This window comes from Mucilaginibacter phenanthrenivorans (genome assembly GCF_024721155.1).
Lineage (GTDB): Bacteria > Bacteroidota > Bacteroidia > Sphingobacteriales > Sphingobacteriaceae > Mucilaginibacter > Mucilaginibacter phenanthrenivorans.
In genome coordinates, this window is sequence record NZ_JAHVAP010000007.1 from 38,458 (window position 1) to 58,258 (window position 19,801).

At 42.2% G+C, this 19,801-nt stretch carries 16 protein-coding genes; 8 read left to right on the plus strand and 8 right to left on the minus strand.

What is annotated here, in order from left to right:
- The first annotated feature begins 83 nt into the window (after positions 1-83).
- From KXD93_RS17730 to KXD93_RS17740, 3 genes are all read left to right on the plus strand, one after another.
- Complete coding sequence (locus KXD93_RS17730; protein ID WP_258138657.1) at positions 84-1,964, plus strand: CocE/NonD family hydrolase; 1,881 nt, start codon at positions 84-86, stop codon at positions 1,962-1,964.
- A gap of 329 nt (positions 1,965-2,293) precedes the next feature.
- The gene (locus KXD93_RS17735; RefSeq protein WP_258138658.1) at positions 2,294-4,768 is read left to right on the plus strand and encodes a TonB-dependent receptor; all 2,475 of its coding nucleotides are present in this window, start codon (positions 2,294-2,296) and stop codon (positions 4,766-4,768) included.
- Between the two features lie 2 nt (positions 4,769-4,770).
- A complete protein-coding gene (locus tag KXD93_RS17740; protein WP_258138659.1) occupies positions 4,771-5,931 on the plus strand; it encodes a PepSY-associated TM helix domain-containing protein in 1,161 nt (386 codons plus the stop codon).
- Between the two features lie 82 nt (positions 5,932-6,013).
- Here KXD93_RS17740 and KXD93_RS17745 read toward each other — a convergent pair whose 3' ends face one another.
- Both KXD93_RS17745 and KXD93_RS17750 read right to left on the minus strand, forming a co-directional pair.
- Positions 6,014-6,532 (minus strand): 3'-5' exonuclease, encoded by a 519-nt coding sequence (locus KXD93_RS17745; RefSeq protein WP_258138661.1) that lies wholly within the window; start codon positions 6,530-6,532, stop codon positions 6,014-6,016.
- Positions 6,533-6,566: 34 nt separating this feature from the next.
- Complete coding sequence (locus KXD93_RS17750) at positions 6,567-7,265, minus strand: SGNH/GDSL hydrolase family protein (RefSeq protein WP_258138662.1); 699 nt, start codon at positions 7,263-7,265, stop codon at positions 6,567-6,569.
- Between the two features lie 175 nt (positions 7,266-7,440).
- On the opposite strand from KXD93_RS17750, the gene KXD93_RS17755 reads away from it, so the two are divergent.
- Positions 7,441-7,926 carry a hypothetical protein gene (locus KXD93_RS17755; protein WP_258138663.1) on the plus strand — a complete coding sequence of 162 codons (486 nt, stop codon included), beginning with the start codon at positions 7,441-7,443 and terminating at the stop codon, positions 7,924-7,926.
- A gap of 1 nt (position 7,927) precedes the next feature.
- Here KXD93_RS17755 and KXD93_RS17760 read toward each other — a convergent pair whose 3' ends face one another.
- Positions 7,928-8,695: an MBL fold metallo-hydrolase gene (locus KXD93_RS17760; protein ID WP_258138664.1), complete on the minus strand. Its 768-nt coding sequence runs from the start codon at positions 8,693-8,695 to the stop codon at positions 7,928-7,930.
- Positions 8,692-8,964: a hypothetical protein gene (locus tag KXD93_RS17765; RefSeq protein WP_258138665.1), complete on the minus strand. Its 273-nt coding sequence runs from the start codon at positions 8,962-8,964 to the stop codon at positions 8,692-8,694. The genes KXD93_RS17760 and KXD93_RS17765 overlap by 4 nt, the downstream gene beginning before the upstream one ends.
- Positions 8,965-9,118: 154 nt before the next feature.
- On the opposite strand from KXD93_RS17765, the gene KXD93_RS17770 reads away from it, so the two are divergent.
- A complete protein-coding gene (locus tag KXD93_RS17770; protein WP_258138666.1) occupies positions 9,119-10,261 on the plus strand; it encodes an acyltransferase family protein in 1,143 nt (380 codons plus the stop codon).
- A gap of 182 nt (positions 10,262-10,443) precedes the next feature.
- Here the strand turns inward: KXD93_RS17770 and lolA1 are convergent, their stop codons facing one another.
- Positions 10,444-11,124, minus strand: coding sequence for an outer membrane lipoprotein periplasmic chaperone LolA1 (gene lolA1 / locus KXD93_RS17775; RefSeq protein WP_258138667.1), 681 nt, complete (start codon positions 11,122-11,124; stop codon positions 10,444-10,446).
- 127 nt (positions 11,125-11,251) lie between these two features.
- Complete coding sequence (locus KXD93_RS17780) at positions 11,252-13,828, minus strand: FtsK/SpoIIIE family DNA translocase (protein ID WP_258138668.1); 2,577 nt, start codon at positions 13,826-13,828, stop codon at positions 11,252-11,254.
- Between the two features lie 313 nt (positions 13,829-14,141).
- Here KXD93_RS17780 and KXD93_RS17785 point away from each other — a divergent pair, with 313 nt between their 5' ends.
- The 3 genes from KXD93_RS17785 (at position 14,142) to KXD93_RS17795 (ending at position 17,322) form a co-directional block, all read left to right on the plus strand.
- Complete coding sequence (locus KXD93_RS17785; protein WP_258138669.1) at positions 14,142-15,452, plus strand: MBOAT family O-acyltransferase; 1,311 nt, start codon at positions 14,142-14,144, stop codon at positions 15,450-15,452.
- Positions 15,452-16,468 (plus strand): DUF1574 domain-containing protein, encoded by a 1,017-nt coding sequence (locus KXD93_RS17790; protein WP_258138670.1) that lies wholly within the window; start codon positions 15,452-15,454, stop codon positions 16,466-16,468. The genes KXD93_RS17785 and KXD93_RS17790 overlap by 1 nt, the downstream gene beginning before the upstream one ends.
- 206 nt (positions 16,469-16,674) lie before the next feature.
- The gene (locus KXD93_RS17795) at positions 16,675-17,322 is read left to right on the plus strand and encodes an ankyrin repeat domain-containing protein (RefSeq protein WP_258138672.1); all 648 of its coding nucleotides are present in this window, start codon (positions 16,675-16,677) and stop codon (positions 17,320-17,322) included.
- 561 nt (positions 17,323-17,883) lie between these two features.
- On the opposite strand, the gene KXD93_RS17800 is transcribed toward KXD93_RS17795, so the two are convergent.
- Complete coding sequence (locus KXD93_RS17800) at positions 17,884-18,561, minus strand: outer membrane beta-barrel protein (RefSeq protein ID WP_258138673.1); 678 nt, start codon at positions 18,559-18,561, stop codon at positions 17,884-17,886.
- 408 nt (positions 18,562-18,969) lie between these two features.
- Positions 18,970-19,797 (minus strand): aminotransferase class IV, encoded by an 828-nt coding sequence (locus KXD93_RS17805; protein WP_258138674.1) that lies wholly within the window; start codon positions 19,795-19,797, stop codon positions 18,970-18,972.
- Positions 19,798-19,801 lie beyond the last annotated feature (4 nt).

A 19,801-nucleotide genomic window follows, 5' to 3' on the forward strand; every position in this document is an offset into this window, starting at 1 on the left:
AATTTCTTTTTTCCTGTGAAAAGCAGTAACTAACCGGCTATAAGAAGTTTTTAAAATTCATAAGTTTGTTGTAACTTATCGCAATGAAAAAATTATACTTCCTGCTAACTTTTCTTTTCCCTTTCATCGCATCTGCTCAAAATGCAGATTCGGTTTGGTTTGTGAATAATTACACTAAAAAAGAGGTAACCATTCCGATGCGTGATGGTGTCAAACTATTTATCTCGGCTTACCTGCCAAAGGACAATTCAGAAAAGCATCCGATCCTGATGGAACGTACGCCTTATTCATGCGCGCCTTATGGCAAGGATCAATACCGTGCGTTTTGGGTAAATCACCTAATTCAATACTGTAAAAAGGGCTACATCATGGTAATAGCCGATGTTAGGGGCAGGTGGATGAGCGAAGGCGTTTATGCTGATGTACGACCATTCAACTTCAATAAAAAAACAAATAAAGATATCGACGAAGCAAGTGATACTTATGACACCATCGACTGGATGGTGAAGAACCTGGATAACAACAATGGCAAGGTGGGTGTATTCGGTATTTCATATCCTGGCTTTTACTCAACCATGGCATCATTAAGCGGTCACCCGGCTTTAAAGGCGGTAAGCCCGGAGGCGCCTGTTACCGATTGGTTTGTAGGTGATGATTTTCATCACAACGGGGCATTTTTCCAGATGGATGCCTTTGCATTTTATGCGGGCTTTGCTTTTGGTGCCCCGCATCCAAAACCTACAACAATCCCAGCCAAAGGTTTTGACTACCCTGATCATGACAGCTACTCTTTTTATCTGAATGTTGGCGCGGTGTCTAACCTAACCAAATTAGCGGGCGATAGCCTCGTGTTCTGGAACCAGATGATGAACCATCCCAATCGCGATGATTGGTGGATGGCGCGTAACGCACGTGTCGGCATAAAAAATGTTAAGCCTGCCATGCTGGTGGTAGGCGGTATTTTTGATGCGGAGGATTGCTTTGGCGCATGGAACACGTACAAAGCCATCGACAAGCAAAGCCCTGAGACCAATAATCGCCTGGTAATGGGTCCATGGTACCACGAACAATGGCGCAATAATGATGGTACTCACCTTGGCAACGTGCAATGGGGGAGTAACACCAGCAAGTATTACGCTGATAATATCGAGATCCCGTTTTTTGACTATTATCTGCGCGGTGTAGGCTCTGTCGACAGTATCAGCAAGGCCACCGTGTTTTATACCGGCGAGAATACCTGGCACCGCATGAAGCAATGGCCACCAGCAGATGTTACGCCGACGGATCTGTATCTTCAGCAAAAAGGCAAACTGTCATTTGATGCCGTAAACACCTTTGCACCCGCATTTGATACTTATGTAAGTGACCCGTCGAAACCGGTGCCTTATACCGACGACGTACACTTTAACCGCACTCGTAACTACATGACAGACGATCAGCGCTTTGCTTCCCGTCGCCCGGACGTGCTGGTGTACCAAACACCGGCACTTGATAAGGATGTAACCCTGGCAGGTCCTGTGGTGGCCGATCTGCTGGTAGCGATCTCAAATACCGATGCAGATTTTGTGGTTAAGCTGATAGACGTATTTCCGGACGGCGCAGGTTATAACGATGTAGATATCTATGCCGAAACCGATGCCACCAGCAAAGTGCCGATGGGAGGCTACCAGATGCTGGTACGCGCCGAAATCATGCGCGGCAGGTATCGCAATAGCTATTCAGCACCCGAAGCTTTTGTGCCTAATAAACCAACCCAGGTTAAATATACCTTGCCAGATGTTGCCCATACATTTAAAAAGGGCCACAAAATAATGGTACAGGTTCAAAGCAGCTGGTTTCCATTAGTTGACCGCAACCCGCAGCAGTTCATCGATATTTACCATGCAAAGGACGAAGACTTTTTAAAGGAGACTATCAATATCTATCAAAACCAATCGAAGATAATTTTGCCGGTGGTAAAGTAAATTGTTGACAAACAACATAAATATCGTCATTGCTTCGAAGCAATTTCTACGCCATCCATGCACTGGAGTAAAAAGCCAAATGTTAACTAATCAAGCGGCTGTAAGGTCACTTAAAGCATTTAGGTTCCTGATTGTCCTGTGTAGAGGTTGCTTCGTTCCTCGCAATGACGCTGGTATAGATTTGTAAATCAGCTAAATAGGCTCCTGTACCTTAATTTCCTGTTTTATTACTAAGAATCATTCTAAATAAATTCCTCAAAAAGCTTTGTTTTTAAAAGTGTCGGTTATACATTTGCGCCATTATTTATAATTAGTCTAAATAAAAGCAAATGAAAAAATGTCAACCTACCACTCTTCGAACTTTCACGCTCATTTTAATATTACTAACCCTTGTAACTACGGGGAATCTTTATGCCCAGCAATCCAATGGAACTGTTAGTGGGAAGGTTGTAACTGCAAATAAGGAAGCAGCCGAAAATGTCACCATTGGCTTGATGCACACCAGGTTTGGTTCTGCAACCAATAAAAATGGGGAATTTAATTTTAAGGCTCCGGCAGGTTCATATACGCTGATTATATCTTACATGGGCGTACAGCCGGTTGAAGTGCCGGTAACGGTTGCTGCTAACCAAACTACTGAAGTGCCCCTAATTACCGTTAACGCGAGCATGTCGCAGTTAAGCGAGGTAAACGTTATTGCCAACAGGGCAAACCGCTTTACCCGTAAGATAAGCGCCGATGTTGGGAAAATACCGTTGAGCAATCTCGAGAATTCACAAAGCTATTCAACCATAACAAACGAGCTGCTTACAGAGCAACAGGTATTTACAGTGGATGAAGCGCTCAGAAATGCGCCCGGTATACAAAAACTGTGGGATGCTACAGGCAGGGCAGGCGATGGGGGCAGCTACTTTACCTTACGTGGCTTTACTACACAATCCCTTTTACGCGATGGGGTCGCAGGACTGGTTACCAGTAGCATAGACGCCGTAAACATCGATAAGATTGAGGTTATTAAGGGGCCGTCTGCTACCTTGTTCGGCAGCGGCTTAACCTCATTTGGCGGTGCGATAAACAGGGTAACTAAAAAGCCTTATGATACACTGGGAGTAGAGATTGGCCATACCGTAGGCAACTTCGACCTTAGCCGAACTACGCTCGATTTAAATACACCCCTTAATGCCAGTAAAAGTGTACTTTTTCGCTTAAATACAGCCTACAATACGGAGGGCAGCTTTCAAAATTACGGGATGACCCGCTCGTTAGCCGTAGCGCCAAGCCTGTCGATAAAGGCGAATGACAGGCTGTCTTTCCTGGCCCAGGCCGAATTATTCTATGGGCACAATTCGGCGAAGCCATTCTTTTTCTTCTATTCATCACCGCTTGATATGGGCGTTACCAATGCCAACCAGTTGAAGATAAACTACAACCAGGCATATTCAAACGACGATATCAATCAATACTCGCGCAGCACTAACTATTTTGCAAAGGCTACCTATAAAATATCTGATCAGTTTACATCTCAAACGATGTTTACATCATCAAACAGTTTTTCAAACGGACCTAACCCGTATTATTACCTTGTTACCGATGCCGTGGCAGAAAGCTTTGGCGCTACCCCCTTGCCTGGCAATAATAATTACATCCTTAGGTATGACCAGTCGACCCGCAACAGCAAGCTCAACGCTACCGAGATCCAGGAAAATATAAACGGCGACTTTAACGTAGGCTCGATGCGTAACCGGTTTGTATTCGGGCTCGATCTGCAGCACAACAATTCAAACCAGGTGTATTATGGAAATTTTTATGGCGTAGCGCCCATCAACAGCCCAAATTTCGATTACGGCGCATTTAACAAGCAATTGGTTAATGAAACCAATGCAGCAAATCCGTTAACCGCTGCCAATACCTATCCATATATCTACAAAACAAATACCTATAGCGCTTATGTTTCTGATGTGATCAACATAACCGAGCAACTTATTGCCTCTGCAGGCGTACGTGTTGATAATTACAGGAACCAGGGCACCTATGACATCGATCATCTTCAGAAAACCAAGCCATTTGATCAAACTGCGTTTTCGCCAAAGTTTGGATTGATTTATCAGCCAATTAAGGAAGTGCTTTCACTGTTTGCCAACTATCAAAATGGCTTTATCAATCCGGGTGTTTATACCAATGGCGATAACCAACCTACAGTTGCCAAACTTCAAAATGCAAACCAAATTGAAGGCGGTGTTAAGCTGGCATTGTTTGACGGAAAGTTAAATGGTACCATTAGCTATTACCGCATTAATTTAACCAACTCCCTTCGCGCCATACCAAATTCGGCTGTATACGGCTCGGTACAGGATGGCACCCAAAACAGTAAGGGGTTTGAAGCTGAAATTGTTGCAAATCCGTTAACAGGGGTTAACGTGGTGGCTGGTTTTGCTTACAACGATTCAAAATACACCAATGCAGATGCAGATGTTTTGGGCCGCAGGCCAACCACTGCCGGATCGCCATACCTGGCTAATTTATATGTTAGCTATCATCTACCGCAAAACGCTATCAGGGGCTTAGGTTTCGGTCTTGGCGGTAACTACGCCAGCGATAGTAAAATAGTTAACAGTGTGAGCCAGGGTACATTTTCGCTGCCATCATACACACTGGTAAATGCCTCGGTATTTTTAGACAGGACGAAATACCGCCTTGGTTTAAGCGCAAACAACTTAACCGATAAACATTACTACACAGGCTATACAACTGTGAATCCTCAAAAGCTCCGTCAATTTGTTTTAAGCGCTTCATACAAACTATAATAATGACCCCTTTTAAAAAAGCTATACTTTTTTTGCATCGCTGGCTCGGTTTTATAACCGGGCTGGTGGTGTTTATTGTAAGTATTACCGGGTGTATCTTTTGTTTCCAGGACGAAATCCAGGATGCTATTCACCGTTATCGGAAGGTCGAGGTACAAAACAAGCAATACCTGGCGCCTTCAGCTTTAAAGCAAACGGCGCTCAAGCAGCATCCGGGCGCTAAAGCAAACTATATATATTATTATGGTAAGGACAGGCCCGCCGCGGTATTGGTAAATCACCCTAAAACGGGTTTCAAGTACGTTTATATAAACCCGTACACCGGAGTTATTGCCCATACAGAAGACCCGCAAAGCAATTTTTTTATCGTGGTTGAGTATATCCATTTGTACCTTTTGTTGCCGCCGAAAATCGGGACATTGGTAGTTGGGATCTCTGTTATCATATTTGTTTTGATCATGATAACCGGCATTGTGCTCTGGTGGCCTAAACGTAAAACGGATCGCAAGCGCAGCTTTAAAATAAAATGGAACGGCCGCTGGCGGCGGGTAAATTATGATCTGCATAATGTATTAGGCTTTTACGCAACGAGTATCGCCATTATTTTGGCCATCACCGGGTTGTCTATAGCATTCGACTGGGTGCGCAACGGAATTTATAATGTAGCTAATTTGGGTACAATCCATGCATCTGAAAAGTCAATTTTTAAATCCGATTCCTTGTTAAAATCAGCCACAATAAATAAACCGGTAATTGACCGGGCATTGCTGGTGGCTCAAAGTAAGTCTCCCGCGGCAGAAATGTTTTTAATTTATGATGATGACGCAATTGCCGGTACAGTAGGCGTAACCGCATACGCCAAAACCCTGCACTTTTATAACAGCGACAGCTATACGTTTGATAAGTACAGCGGCAAACTTTTGCAACTGCTGCCTCATACTAAAAAAAGCCCCGGCATGAAGATGAATGAGATGAACTATGATATCCACGTAGGGCAGATCCTTGGCTTCGCTGGCAAGATCATTGCTTTTTTAGCCAGCCTGATCTGCGCAAGCCTGCCAATAACCGGGTTTATCATTTGGTGGGGAAAACGGAAAAAATCAAAAAAGAATAAGCCAAGACAAATAGTTCACAGGCGATTGGAAAAGCAGTTGGCAAGATAGCATCAATAAAAATATTGAACTAAAAAGCACGGAGAAGCCATCACGATAGGCATGTAGTGAAAATCGGGTATCGTAATGGCGGCTAAAGCTTAATTTTCAGCCCGTACGTTTTCTTCATCGTGAGCAATGCTTCCGCGTTTCCCCTGGCATCGTCAACCGGGTTGTGAGTGTGCACCGTCTGCCGCAGATGTTTAAAGTTTTTGAAGGTATCTTTTTCCATCCCCTTAAATAAACTGCCCAAATTGTAAGAGCTATGCCCGAAAGGGTTGTCGCCGGTAAAGTGATGAAAATACCAACAGATAAACATCCAGTCGAACCCGTTATTGTCACTGATGAATATAGGCCTGTCTTTACATACTGCTTTTATCCAATCTGCAAAATCTGTCATAACCTGTTTGGGGTCGTCAAATGTCATTACTTCCTCCCGTGAATGCCCCGACACTGCCAATGCTTCCGGGATAAAGTCATCAGCTATCGGCCTTAATTTCCCATAAAAAGTTTTGTCAAGCTCGTTATCAACCAAAACTGCTCCAAAAGAAATCATCGAATAATCGCCCGGTATAGGGCCATCAGTTTCTACATCTACCATTATATAAGCCATAATTATCTTATTTATTCATTTACTATTTGTTTTATTATTTCACTTTCATCGCCGCAGCAATGGCTTTCTGTGCCAGCGGCTCCATTATTTTATAACCAGCAAGCGTTGGGTGTACGCCGTCCTTTGCCAGGTTGGCCGGCAGGCCTTTTTCGCTATCCACCATTGCAGAATAATAATCAAGGTAGGTAATACTATTTTTAGCAGCGTATTCCTTTAACATTGCGTTAAGCTGAATAACTTTTTCCGTAGGGGTTATTGATGGCCGCCATGGGAATTTGTTGGCAGGCAATACAGATGATATCACTACCTTAATATTGTTTGCCTTTGCCAGTTGAGCCATTGAAACAATGTTTCCAAACACATCCTCCAGTTTCGACGGGCCGTTATTTTCAGCGATGTCATTTATCCCGGCAAGGATCACCACAACCTTCGGCTTCAGGTTGATCACATCCTCACGAAAGCGTACCAGCATTTGCCCGGTAGTTTGCCCGCTGATGCCGCGATTGATATATGAATTGCTTTTGAAAAATGTGGAGTCGTTATTGTTCCAGAATTCGGTAATAGAATCGCCCATGTATACCACGCGGTTCTCGCCTTTGGCTGGGGCCGCTAATTTGTTGTTTCTTTCTTCGTAACCCTGTATGTTGGCCCAATCCTTGTGTAATTTGTCGTCCTGTGCCTTGGCGCTGAATGCGCAAAGTAATATAAGCGCCGCCGAGAATAGTTTGTTCATAGATTGATTATTTTAATTTAAATGTAAAGTTCAAACGGTAAAAATGGAATTATTAGGTAGCGCAAGATATAAACCGGAAATTGTAAATAAAAAATAAAAAAAATTAAACCATTGAATCCGAATGCGGTCAAACAACCTCACTACGCGATAAATAAGTATAACAAAACATAAAGTTATGGCATCTACCTATGCAAAACGCTCTGCTGTTATACTTTATGGTAAACTGGCGCTTCCATGTCTGATGTCTGTCGTTTTGCTATCCTGTAAAAACAATAAAGGGGTCTATAAAAGCAACTGCGATATAGCCATCACTTTTAAAAAGGTAACATTTACCAAACTTATCGACAGCATTAAAAACTATGATCAGCAATATGTTGAGGTTTCGGGTATTTATAAGGAAGCACGTGAACAATCAGCATTATATAACGATAGCTTATTCACCGACCATTCTGATAAACATGCTATTTGGATAAACTTCAGTCAGGACTGCCCGCTTTATTTGGAGGGTACCCACACTGGTTTGTTTGAAGCTAGCGATGGCGGGTTTACACCTATGAATAACAAAAATATAACGGTTAGGGGCAGGATAGACCTGCACAATACCGGCCATTTGGGCCATTATAAAGCTACTATGGACAGGGTAAGCTTCGTTGAATTATAATTTAGTCGGCCATATTCAATTGCAAACCGTCATAAGCAAGCTCAATACCACGTGGTAATTCCTTAGCTATGTCACTGTGCAGGCCCAGCCGGTGACTGATATGAGTGAGGTATGTTTTTTCAGCGCCAATTTCCTGTGCAAAGGCAACAGCCTCGTCCAGTGTAAAATGCGAAATGTGGCTTTCCTTTTGCAGGGCGTTTATCACGAGTATTTTACTGCCCCTTATCTTGTCCGTCTCTTCGGCCGAAATGATTTTTGCGTCAGTTATATACGTGAAATCATTTATCCTGAAACCAAGCACGGGTAATTTATAATGTAAAACCTCTATAGGGGTAAAGGTGATGTGACCGATATTAAATGGCTCTGATCCAATGGTATGCAGGTTTAATTGCGGAATCCCCGGGTATTTAAATTCTTCGAAAATATAATAGAACTCGCGTTTCAGTGCGGCCTGCACCCTCAAATCGCCATACACATCAACCGGCCCCTTTTGCCGGTAGTTAAATGCCCGGATATCGTCAAGCCCGGCAATATGGTCCTTGTGTTCGTGGGTGAACACTATGGCGTCCAGGCGCTGTACATGGGCTCTCAGCATTTGCTGCCTGAAGTCGGGCCCCGAATCAACAACTATAACTTTGCTTTTATCCTCAATCATTATGGAAGTACGCAAACGATTATCCCTGGCATCGGTAGAAGTACAAACCTCGCAGTTGCAGGCAATAACAGGTACGCCCTGCGAAGTTCCGGTTCCTAAAAAAGTTATCTTCACAGTTCCAGTGTTGTTTGTTTAAGCTGCTGATGAAAGGCAATTTGTTTTTCGTCGAGCAAGTTATAATCCATCTCTAAATCCCGCGCCAGTTCACTAATCGCCAGGATCTTGCTTTCAAGGCCCGAAAATTTGTTTACCACAACTACCTTGCTGTTCTGCAGCAGGCAGGCGCCGGTTTTAAAGTTCCCTTTTTCATAACGCACCCGGTAACCGCTGGTTCTGAGCAGCAGTTCAAGCTTTTCGAGGGTATGGGTGGTTACAGTAAGCATCGGATTTCAAAAATAGGAAGAAAAGTCGGGAAAGTCCGAAAGTCAGTAAAGTCTGGAAGTCTAAAAGATGTAAAAAAAACTTTCGGACTTTCCCTACTTTCGGACTATATTGTGCCTTATTTCTCCCAATCAGCCTTAAACGATTTATTAAACTATGGACAAAAGCTCAAATCGCTTTCTCGCACTCGACGTATTTCGCGGAATGACAATCTGCTTTATGATAATTGTAAACACGCCCGGAAGCGGAGCGGCGCCTTTTGCACCGCTTGAACATGCTGCATGGTTTGGATTTACACCAACCGACCTGGTGTTCCCGTCATTCCTGTTTGCCGTAGGTAATGCCATGAGCTTTGCCATGAAAAAGTTTGCCGGGCAAAGTAATTCGACGGTTGTATGGAAGATTGTTAAGCGGGCAGCCCTGATCTTTTTGTTTGGTTATTTAATGTCGTGGTTTCCGTTCTTTTTGCATGATATAAACGGCTGGCATTTCCAGTTAACGCCGATAAGCCATACCCGCATTCTTGGCGTTTTACAGCGGATAGCCATATGTTATATGATCGCTTCACTGCTGATCCATTTTATAAAATCAACTACAGCTATTGTTATCATCAGCGTTTTGCTGTTGTTTGGCTATTGGTTTATCCTGCTCATTTTTGGCGATCACGCACAGCCTTATGGCATGCTCACCAATGCAGGAACCTACCTGGATAAGTTTCTTATTGGCGATGATCACCTGTATCACGGCGAGGGTGTTGCCTTTGATCCCGAAGGCTTTTTAAGTAACCTGCCGGCTATAGTTAATGTTATCTGTGGATATTTCGCCGGGCGCTATATACAGGAAAAGGGCAAGCGCTATGAAACCATCGCGAAGCTGATGCTTTGGGGGGCGTTATTTATCTTTATAGCCTTGTGCTGGAACATGGCATTCCCCATCTCCAAAAAACTATGGTCGAGTTCGTTTACCTTGTTAACAGTAGGTATCGATTTGATATTGATATCTACCTTAGTTTACATTATCGAGATCAGGCAATATAACAAAGCTAACTGGACGGCATTTTTTACTACAGTAGGGAAGAACCCGCTGCCGGTTTATCTTTTCTCCGAGCTTTTTGTTGTCTGCCTATGGATGATCCAAATTACCCCGCAGGACAATATTTACGGCTGGATCAATAAAGTGCTCTTCCAGGTAATAGCGCCGGGAGCAATAGGCTCATTGCTCTTTGCCATCTTTTACATGCTCATCTGCTGGACATTCGGAAAGATTTTGGATAAGAATAAAATTTATTTGAGGTTATGAGTTGGGGGTGATGAAGTTGCTTTACAAATTCATGTCATTGCGAGCGATAGCGCGGCAACCTCGTAGCTGTACAGGGCAAAAAGGAATGGTTTACGAACTGAATGCGGCCATGCTTTCGACGAGGTTGCTTCGTCGTTCCTCCTCGCAATGACAAAAGTTTTTCAACCTCCGTTTACCAATCACTACCTTAAATCCACCACTTCAACACCCTTATGCGCTTTAGCATCAAAAGTGAAAGTATTATCGGCAACTGCTACATTCGGCACAAATGTTTTTAAGGTATAAGTGTACTTGTTCCCATTTTTATCGAAAATCAACGCGCTATAGATCTGCTTTTTTGCCTTGTCAATTTCCAGTCTTACTTTAAAAAATGATGTTTTATCGTCTTCGGGAGTAAGGTCAATCTCCTGGTAAATTACACCACCGATCTTCTTTTCGCCGGTGTAGATGTATTTATAGCCATGCTCATAAATGGTAAAGATCTTTGCCGGATTTAAGCCTCCGCCACTGTTATCAACATTGCCCACCTGCACTTCGTTATCCTTTTTTAGATAGGTCCACTGGGTTTTGCCATCGCTGATAATTTCTTGCTCGGCAACGTTTTTGGTAGCTGCATCTTTACCATAAAGGCTCACCTTAAACTTGTTGAGCTTTGATTTGGCAACCAGGGTTCCTGTTTGAGATTCCTTAACCCCGGCCTGCTGATTATCTAAAGTAAAAACAAAGTCGGTTTTTACTACATCGTACATTTTGTATTTGGCGCTAACTTTGTTCAAAATGTCCTTTGCGGCAACGTCCTTTTGAGCGAAGGTGTAACCTGCGCTTAATATGGTGAATAATGATAATAAGAGTAATTTCTTCATTTTGTCGTTCCGGATCTTTATCCGCTTTGTATTAGAAAGTATTTTTAAAAAAATGTTTCATTCCTTCTTAATGATCCGTTAGGCTCATCAATTCTATAGCATTAAGAGCAATAGTAACGATAAAGGTTTAATTATTGTTTTTCTGAAGTGTTTCTAAATGACGTTCCAGGCTGTATTCGTCCGGATATAACACATCGCGCGCCTTACTGCCCTCAAACGGGCCTACTATCCCTGCGGCTTCCAACTGGTCGATTATCCTGCCTGCGCGGTTATAACCCAGCTTCATCTTACGCTGGATCAACGAGGTTGAGCCCTGCTGGTGCAATACAATCAAACGTGCTGCGTCCTCAAACATCGGGTCGCGGTTGTCGGGATCAAACTCCTTGGTGCTGCTGGCTTCGCCTTCGCCAACATATTCAGGCAACAGCATAGCCGACGGATACCCGCGCTGGTTACCAATGAAGTCCGAAATGCGCTCAACTTCATGCGTATCAACAAATGCGCACTGTAAACGGATCAAATCACTACCGGTAGATAACAACATATCCCCGCGACCGATCAGCTGATCAGCGCCGCCGCTATCCAAGATGGTGCGCGAATCAATCTTCGACAATACCCTGAAAGCCAGTCTCGACGGGAAGTTGGCCTTAATGGTACCCGTAATGATGTTTACCGACGGCCTTTGTGTTGCAATCACCAAATGGATCCCCACAGCACGTGCCAGCTGGGCAATACGGGCAATCGGTACTTCAACTTCCTTGCCTGCCGTCATCATCAAATCGGCAAACTCGTCAATCACCAGCACAATAAATGGGAGGTAACGGTGTTTTTCAGGATCGCTTATTTTGCGGTGTACAAATTTATCGTTGTATTCCTTAAGGTTACGCACCTGCGCATCCTTCAATAGGTCATAACGCTGATCCATCTCGATACAAAGCGAGTTCAGCGTATTTACTACCTTCTTTGTGTCTGTAATAATTGCATCGGCCTCATCGGGCAGTTTGGCCAAAAAGTGCCTTTCTATCTTGCGGAACAAGGTAAGTTCCACCTTTTTGGGATCCACCAAAACAAATTTCAGTTCAGCAGGGTGTTTCTTATAAAGCAAAGAAACCAATATGGCATTAATACCAACCGATTTACCCTGTCCGGTAGCACCAGCAACCAATAAGTGTGGCATCTTGGCCAAATCGGCAATAAATACTTCATTGCTGATGGTTTTACCTAAGGCAATAGGCAGGTCCATCGTAGTATTTTGGTATTTTTCTGTCGATAACACCGACCGCATGGAAACCATCTCCGGATGCTGGTTCGGAACCTCAATACCAATTGTACCCTTACCCGGCATCGGCGCAATTATACGGATGCCCAGCGCTGCAAGACTCAGGGCAATATCGTCCTCCAGGTTCTTGATCTTGGAGATCCTTACACCCGGTGCGGGGATAATTTCATATAAAGTAACAGTTGGCCCGATGGTCGCCTTTATTTTGTCAATCTCGATGTTGTAATGGTTCAGCGTTTCAACGATCTTGTTTTTGTTTGCTTCCAGTTCGCTTGAATCAACGCTTATTTTGTTTGAACCGTAATTCTCCAGCAGATCGAGCGGCGGATATTTATAGGATGCAAGATCAAGCTTATGATCGTATATGCCGAACTGATCAAGCAAGCTGTTCTTCTTAGCTTCATCTGCCTCCTCAATGTTTAAGATAGGAGTAGGGCGGGTAAGGCCAACCGTTAACGGGATATCGTTTTGTTCTTCGGTATCATCTGCTTTTTCAGGGTCCGGTGTTAACACAACAGGTTCATGAAAGATTGGGTTCTGAACAAACTGTTGTTCCTTTACAGGCTCGGGATTAACGGTTTTTTCAACGTTTTGCTTAGATTCCTTCTGCTTGTTTGCACGGCTGCCGGGCCATTCAACAGGTAAGGAAATCTCTTCATCAACAAGGTCAACGGGCTCGGGCACTATTTCATCCACAGCCGCAGTAGCAACAGTTTTGCTGCTGCGTTTAGGGATCTTAAAGTCAATATTGTAGGCAATTATCAATATGGTTAGCGCCAGGAATATCAGCACACCGCCGGTACCTGCCTCGCCAATTTGGGCATCAAGCAGGCGGTTGCTCCAGTAGCCGAAGCCACCTTCCATGTAATTCGGCGTATCGGTCATAAAGGCGTGGAAAAAGCCTATTGCTACCGAAACAAATATCAGCAAAATGAAGCTGTAAGCCAATGTTCTGCTCATCGAAAGCAAACGCACCTTGAAAAGCAAGCGATAGCCACTAACAAAAAATACGAATACAAATACAAAGGAAGCAAGGCCGAACCATTCATAAATGAACTGGTTGGATAGCAGTGCGCCTAATTTACCGGCCCAGTTGTCGGTAACGGGGGATTTTACACCATTTTCCATCAATTCCTGCGTGGTGCGGAAGAGGTTATGCCAGCCGCCATTCGTTGGAGAAACATAACTTTGATCCTCCTGCCAGGTAAACAGGTAGGAGGTAAAGGCCAGTAGAAAATACACAGAAAGCAGTAGTAAAAACAAGCCAAATATCTTTATCAATTTGCTGTTCAATACCTCGTACGACTGCTGCGAGTAAGCTTTTTGCTTTACAGGCCTCTCCCTCTCCGTCTTTGCAGATGGCTGGCGCGGCTGATTTTCTTCCTTGAAATTATTTGATTTAAATTGATTTCCCTTTACCGGCATCCTGATGTAACCCTGTTATTATGCAAATATAAAGTTAATAGATTAAACAACTTATCTAGTCGAATTTTTTATTAGTAAACATTTATATCTTCCGGTTTAATCACTTTTTAAAAAAGTACAGTCCTTGTAAAAAATTAATTACAATTTAACTTTCAGACAATTACCTGCGTACAAGGCCAATATTCCTTAAAGCGATATGTTATTTAATTCCATTGATTTTGTAATATTCTACATAATCGTAACGATTTTATACTTTGCCGTTCCGCACAAACTCAAATGGATAATATTGTTAGCGGCAAGTTGCTATTTCTATATGGCATTTGTTCCCGTTTATATTCTCATACTGGGCTTTACCATTGTTGTTGATTATTTCGCCGGGATATTAATTGAAGCGGAACATGTTCCCCGACGACGAAAATTGCTATTGGCAGCAAGTTTAATTACTAATGTAGGGATCCTGGTTGTTTTCAAATATTTTAATTTTTTAAACCTCAATGTCGATATCCTGTTACACAAATTCAACTATCATAACCCCATCCCTTATTTAACAATATTACTTCCTATCGGCTTATCCTTTCATACGTTCCAGGCAATGAGTTACACCATCGAGGTGTATCGCGGTAATCAAAAGGCCGAACGACATTTTGGTATTTACAGCTTATATGTAATGTTTTACCCGCAATTGGTTGCAGGACCAATTGAAAGGCCCCAAAATATTCTGCCTCAGTTGCATACCAGGCATTCGTTCGATTACGATCTGATGCAATCGGGGCTGAAAATGATGTTATGGGGTTTTTTCAAAAAGCTGGTAATTGCCGACCGGCTTTCGATTTTTGTAAATTCCGTTTATAACAATCCGGATATGCACAACGGCACTACCATTGTTATTGCATCATTTTTTTTTGCCATACAAATTTATTGTGATTTTTCGGGGTATACGGATATCGCTATAGGCTGTGCAAGAACAATGGGGTTTGATCTGATGAAGAACTTCGATCGACCGTATTTTGCTTCCAATATCCAGGATTTTTGGAGAAGATGGCACATATCCCTCTCAACCTGGTTTCGCGATTACGTGTATATTCCTTTAGGAGGCAGCAAAGTGTCCGGCGGTCGCAGGTACTTAAATGTGTTCATCGTTTTTTTATTGAGCGGGATATGGCATGGCGCTAACTACACCTACATTATTTGGGGTGTATTACATGGTTTGTATTCTGTGGTATATATTCTCATCAAGCCATATCTGCGTAAAACACCCGAAAATAAATTCGCCGCAGCGCTAATGCGGTTCGGTAATATTGTATTTACTATATCACTGGTTACGTTTGCGTGGATATTTTTCAGGGCAAATTCTGTTAAAGATGCCTTTACGCTCATTCATAATTTAAAAAGCTTTGGGGCTATGCCATTTATAGGCGATGGGGTCAGCAATTTTGCTCAATCTGTTTTAGCCATCGTGCTCTTGTTTATTTTAGAATATAAGATAGAGTACTTCCCCGGCAAGTTTAACTTTTTCAGTTCGCCAAATATTATGCTAAGATGGGGTACCCTGGTTTTTACAATTCTCTGGATAATTATTTTTGGTGTATTTAATGGCAGCCAATTCATATATTTTCAATTTTGATGAAAAACAAATTAGTCGTTAGATTTTTCGTAAGATTAGCGGGGTTTTCAGTTATACTTATTGCAGCCGATCGACTAGTGGGTTTTGGATTGAAAAAAGCATACTTTAACCAGCGGGTAGGGCAATTTAGCCAAACCACTTACGCCATTGACAGTACCTTCCAGGATGTTATGATTTTTGGAAGTTCAAGAGCGGTACGACATTATTCACCTAGTATAATATCGAAATACACCGGACTAAGTTGTTATGACTCAGGTCGCGACGGGCTTATGATTCCCTATTCAGCGGCTATGGAAGAAATTTCCCTAAGCAGGCATATCCCTAAAGTTATCATATTAGACATAACCCCAAGAGAATTGGGCATTGATAAATCAAAATACGAAAAGCTTGATATTTTATTGCCTTATTGCGATGAGCACCAACAATTTATAAAGTATATAAAAGAGGTTAGCCCTTTTGAAACATATAAGCTATTTTCTAAAACCTATCCTTATAATTCCTCAGCCTTTATCCTGGCCCACAATATTTTCTTTGCAAAATCTGCCGAAAAGGATGACAATGGATATTTACCCCTTACGGGAGCTATGACGAAGCCGGAGATGGAGGATTATAGTAAAAGGATGAATATAAGAGCGCTAAGAACTCGTAAAAAGAACGAAGTTGCCGATATAAAAGCGATAAATTATTTCAAACGGTTTTTGGAAAATGCTGCCAGGGAAAAAATTACAACGCTTGTTATTATTTCGCCAACTATACTAAACAATGCATTTTACCTGGATAATCAAACTTTAGAAAGGGGGTTGATCGAAAAAATTAGTAGGGAATATCCAAATGTTATTTTTTTAGATTACTCAACAGACCCACGTTTTAACTACCACCCTGAAAAATTTGATGATGTATTCCACCTTAACAAACTCGGTTCGGAAGAATATTCTGCAATTATAGGTCAACGTATTAAAGCAAAACTAAATACCGGAAGGCAGCAATTAACAAACACTTCTAAAGGAATTTATTAACAAGTTCGGCATGACTTCTTTTGTTTAAAATGCTCCTGCGACCCAGGTCAATCCAGCACAACCAGCAATATTTGCGTAATTTTCGCCTATTTAGATCGGTTTAGCGCCTTTGTTCTAATTAGAATATTTGCTTAATGTGAAAAAAAGCAGGTATTTATTATATTTACCAGTAATTTATATACTAACCTGTAGTTAATGCAAAAATAATGAGTGTTGAAAAGCTGGAACAATACATCACTATGGCCGATTTGGGCAGCCTCGACGCCCTGCTTGCGCAGAACCCTGCGCTGGCAAAAAGCCGTACCAGTCACCAGGTTTCACCGCTCATGCTTTCCTGCTATTACAAAAAGCCGGAGGTTACTGCTATCATTCTAAAATATCTCGACGAGATAAACCTCTTTGAAGCATCAGCCGCTGGCCGCTTCGATGTGGTTGCCAATCTTGTTTATAATCATCCTGATGCTATTAACTTTTACGCCGAGGATGGTTTTACGCCACTTGGCCTGGCTTGTTATTTCGGTCACTATGAAATAGCGCAATACCTGGTGCTAAAAGGGGCTGACGTAAATATGCCGTCGAACAATGGTTTTCGGGTATACCCCATACATTCTGCTGCTGCAGGCAATTACACCCAAATTGCCAGGATGCTAATTGAAAACAATGCTTTAATAAATGTAAAGCAGCAGGCAGGCGCAACAGCGCTGCACTCAGCGGCCCAAAACGGCAATATCGACCTGCTCATTTTATTACTGGAACATGGCGCCGATGTTACCACCCGCATGGAAGGCGGCAAACTCGCTGCGGACCTTGCACGCGAAAAAGGCTTCATGGAAATAGCAGAGGCGTTGGATTAGTGTTAGGCAGTAGGCAGTAGGCAGTAGGCAGTAGGCAGTAGGCAGTAGGCAGTAACATTATGTTAAACTGGGTACAAAATCAGGTAAATCATCTTCGCAAGATCTATTTAATCGGTGCGATCTTCCAATAATCGGTGGAATCTCCAATAAAAAAAATAGCCGGTAATTTCTTACCAGCTATCTAAACTCCATCCTATAGTAAACTATCTAAACTAAAAATTTAAGCCCTGTGAATCAAAACGTTATTGAGAATATAAATTTAATATTTATATTAGTCTCAATAAAAGGCTCCCGGCCTCGCGCCAGGAGTCTTTTTGATTTGATAAATTATTGATGAGCAGGGCGCTCAATGAGTGTTGTTATACGACAACTATTTTTCGAAAGTTTCAGTTTTTTTTATTTTTTTTAAGATTGACTGATTTTGTAGAAAAAAGCCGTTTAAACGCCCGAAATTGAATTTGGAATGTCATCCTGTCGACTTAGTCCGGGATCCCATATGATGATTCACCTGCTCTCAGATCTTCAGGCGGATTTATTCGCCTGGAGATTTTTTAATCGACATTATCCGCCAAAAGTGTAGAATACAGAGAGCGATAAACCATTATTAATAAAATCGAAATAGACGTTATTACTTTTGCCATGGTCATTGTCTACCGCATTTTGATAGCTCGCGGTGTTTTTAGCGTGATCGTATTCAAGATTGGCTATGTTGGCAGAAACGCCCAGCTTTTTTGTAGGGTAATATACCAGCGCCAAATTAAACCCGCCCATGTAATTGTAGTTTTTATTTTCAACACTATAAATGGAATTTACAGGTGCATAAGTGTTTTTTGAATCGCCATACATGTAAGCCAGGTAGGGGCCAACTCTAAATCCAATTTTATTATCGTACAAAAAGTATTTTCTCAAAAACACCATCGCCTGGAAGCTATGCCCGGTAGTTTTTGGGTTCGACACATTATTACTATTATCTGATAGGTATTTGGAGTAAGAAAGCGAGGTGCCAAGATCCAGTTTATCGGCAATAAAATAGCTGTAATTCGGGCCGATATTAAAGCTGTTGTAATTGGTTTTTGTAGTTGTTACCGAGTTGTCGCCCGGGTTTACCGCTATATCACTGGCTTTGCTGTATTGAAACCCAAGATTAACACCAAGCGTTTGGTTTCCCTTCTCCGTTTGTGCATTTACAAATTGGTAAGTAAATAGAAATACTGCGATTAAAATCAAAAATTTGTTCATGTTGTTTGTTGTTTAAGTGAGCCAAATGAACGCACAAAAACAACTAATATTTTAGTTTAAACTAATAAATCAGGTGATAATTTTATATATTTTTTGTTGGATACTATAGGAGGGAAGGCAGCGTTTTATAAGGTTTTTAGGTGATGGGGAGATGAAATTCAAGTGAAAATTCCGCGGAAATAGACATTGCCAATACTAAGGGTAGTATTCTATTTAGCGTTCTCCTGTTTCATATACCACTGCTTGATTATGGATATGAAAATAATACCGATACCAATCCCTTTAAGGAATCCATCAACAAAATCAGGCAGTATAAAAAAGTGTTTCAGAATAAAGCTGGCAGCTAATAATAACAAGCCAATTGGGAGCATTAATTTTAGGGGAATGATAGATTTCATATAGCTAATACTATTTGGCGTAAGTCAATTTAAACAACAGATCCCTGACCTGCCTGGTAACCGGGCCTATTTTCCCATTACCGATCATCCTGCCATCAATAGATGATACCGGGTAGGCATACTTGGTGGTGCTGGTTATAAATGCTTCGCGAACATTTTTGAAGTCGTCAATGCTGAAGTCCTTCTCAACTATCGGATAGCCGCTGATCCTGAATTTTAAAACCTTACTGCGGGTTATTCCCTTTAAAATATTGTGTGCAGGTGTCCAGATTTCCTTCTCGGTAACTACAAAAAAGTTGGCACGCGGGCACTCGGTTATAACGCCGGTGTTGTGGTATAGCACATCATCTGCATTTTTCTGCTTCATAAAAGGCTGCAGCCTTACCGCCATCAGGTAGTCAATAGTCTTGATGAAAGGGAGCTGGCGTTGATGATCATAAGTTACCAGCTTCATGCCCATGTCAAACTCGTTTTCCTGCTCCATGTTGAGCGGATATTGCGAGATGATGAGGTTGGGTTTACCCATTGCGTATCCATCGGTGGAATAACCGCCGGTAAGCAATAATTTAACACCACAAGTTGCTATCCCGTTCTTTTCAATTAATTCAAGGATAGTTTTCTTGAGCTGTTCCCTGTCAGGCTCAACCTCCAGGTACATCTCCTTTGCAGAATTAAAGAATCGGTCTAAATGATCCTCGATAAATATGGGCCGGTTATCAATAACTTTAAGGTAGTCAAAAATGCCATAGCCGCGGTGCATAGCCAGGTCGGCGACGCCAATTTTGGCATCTTCCTCTAAAAACAGCTGGTTATTTATTGATACATATTTAGCAGCCATAGCA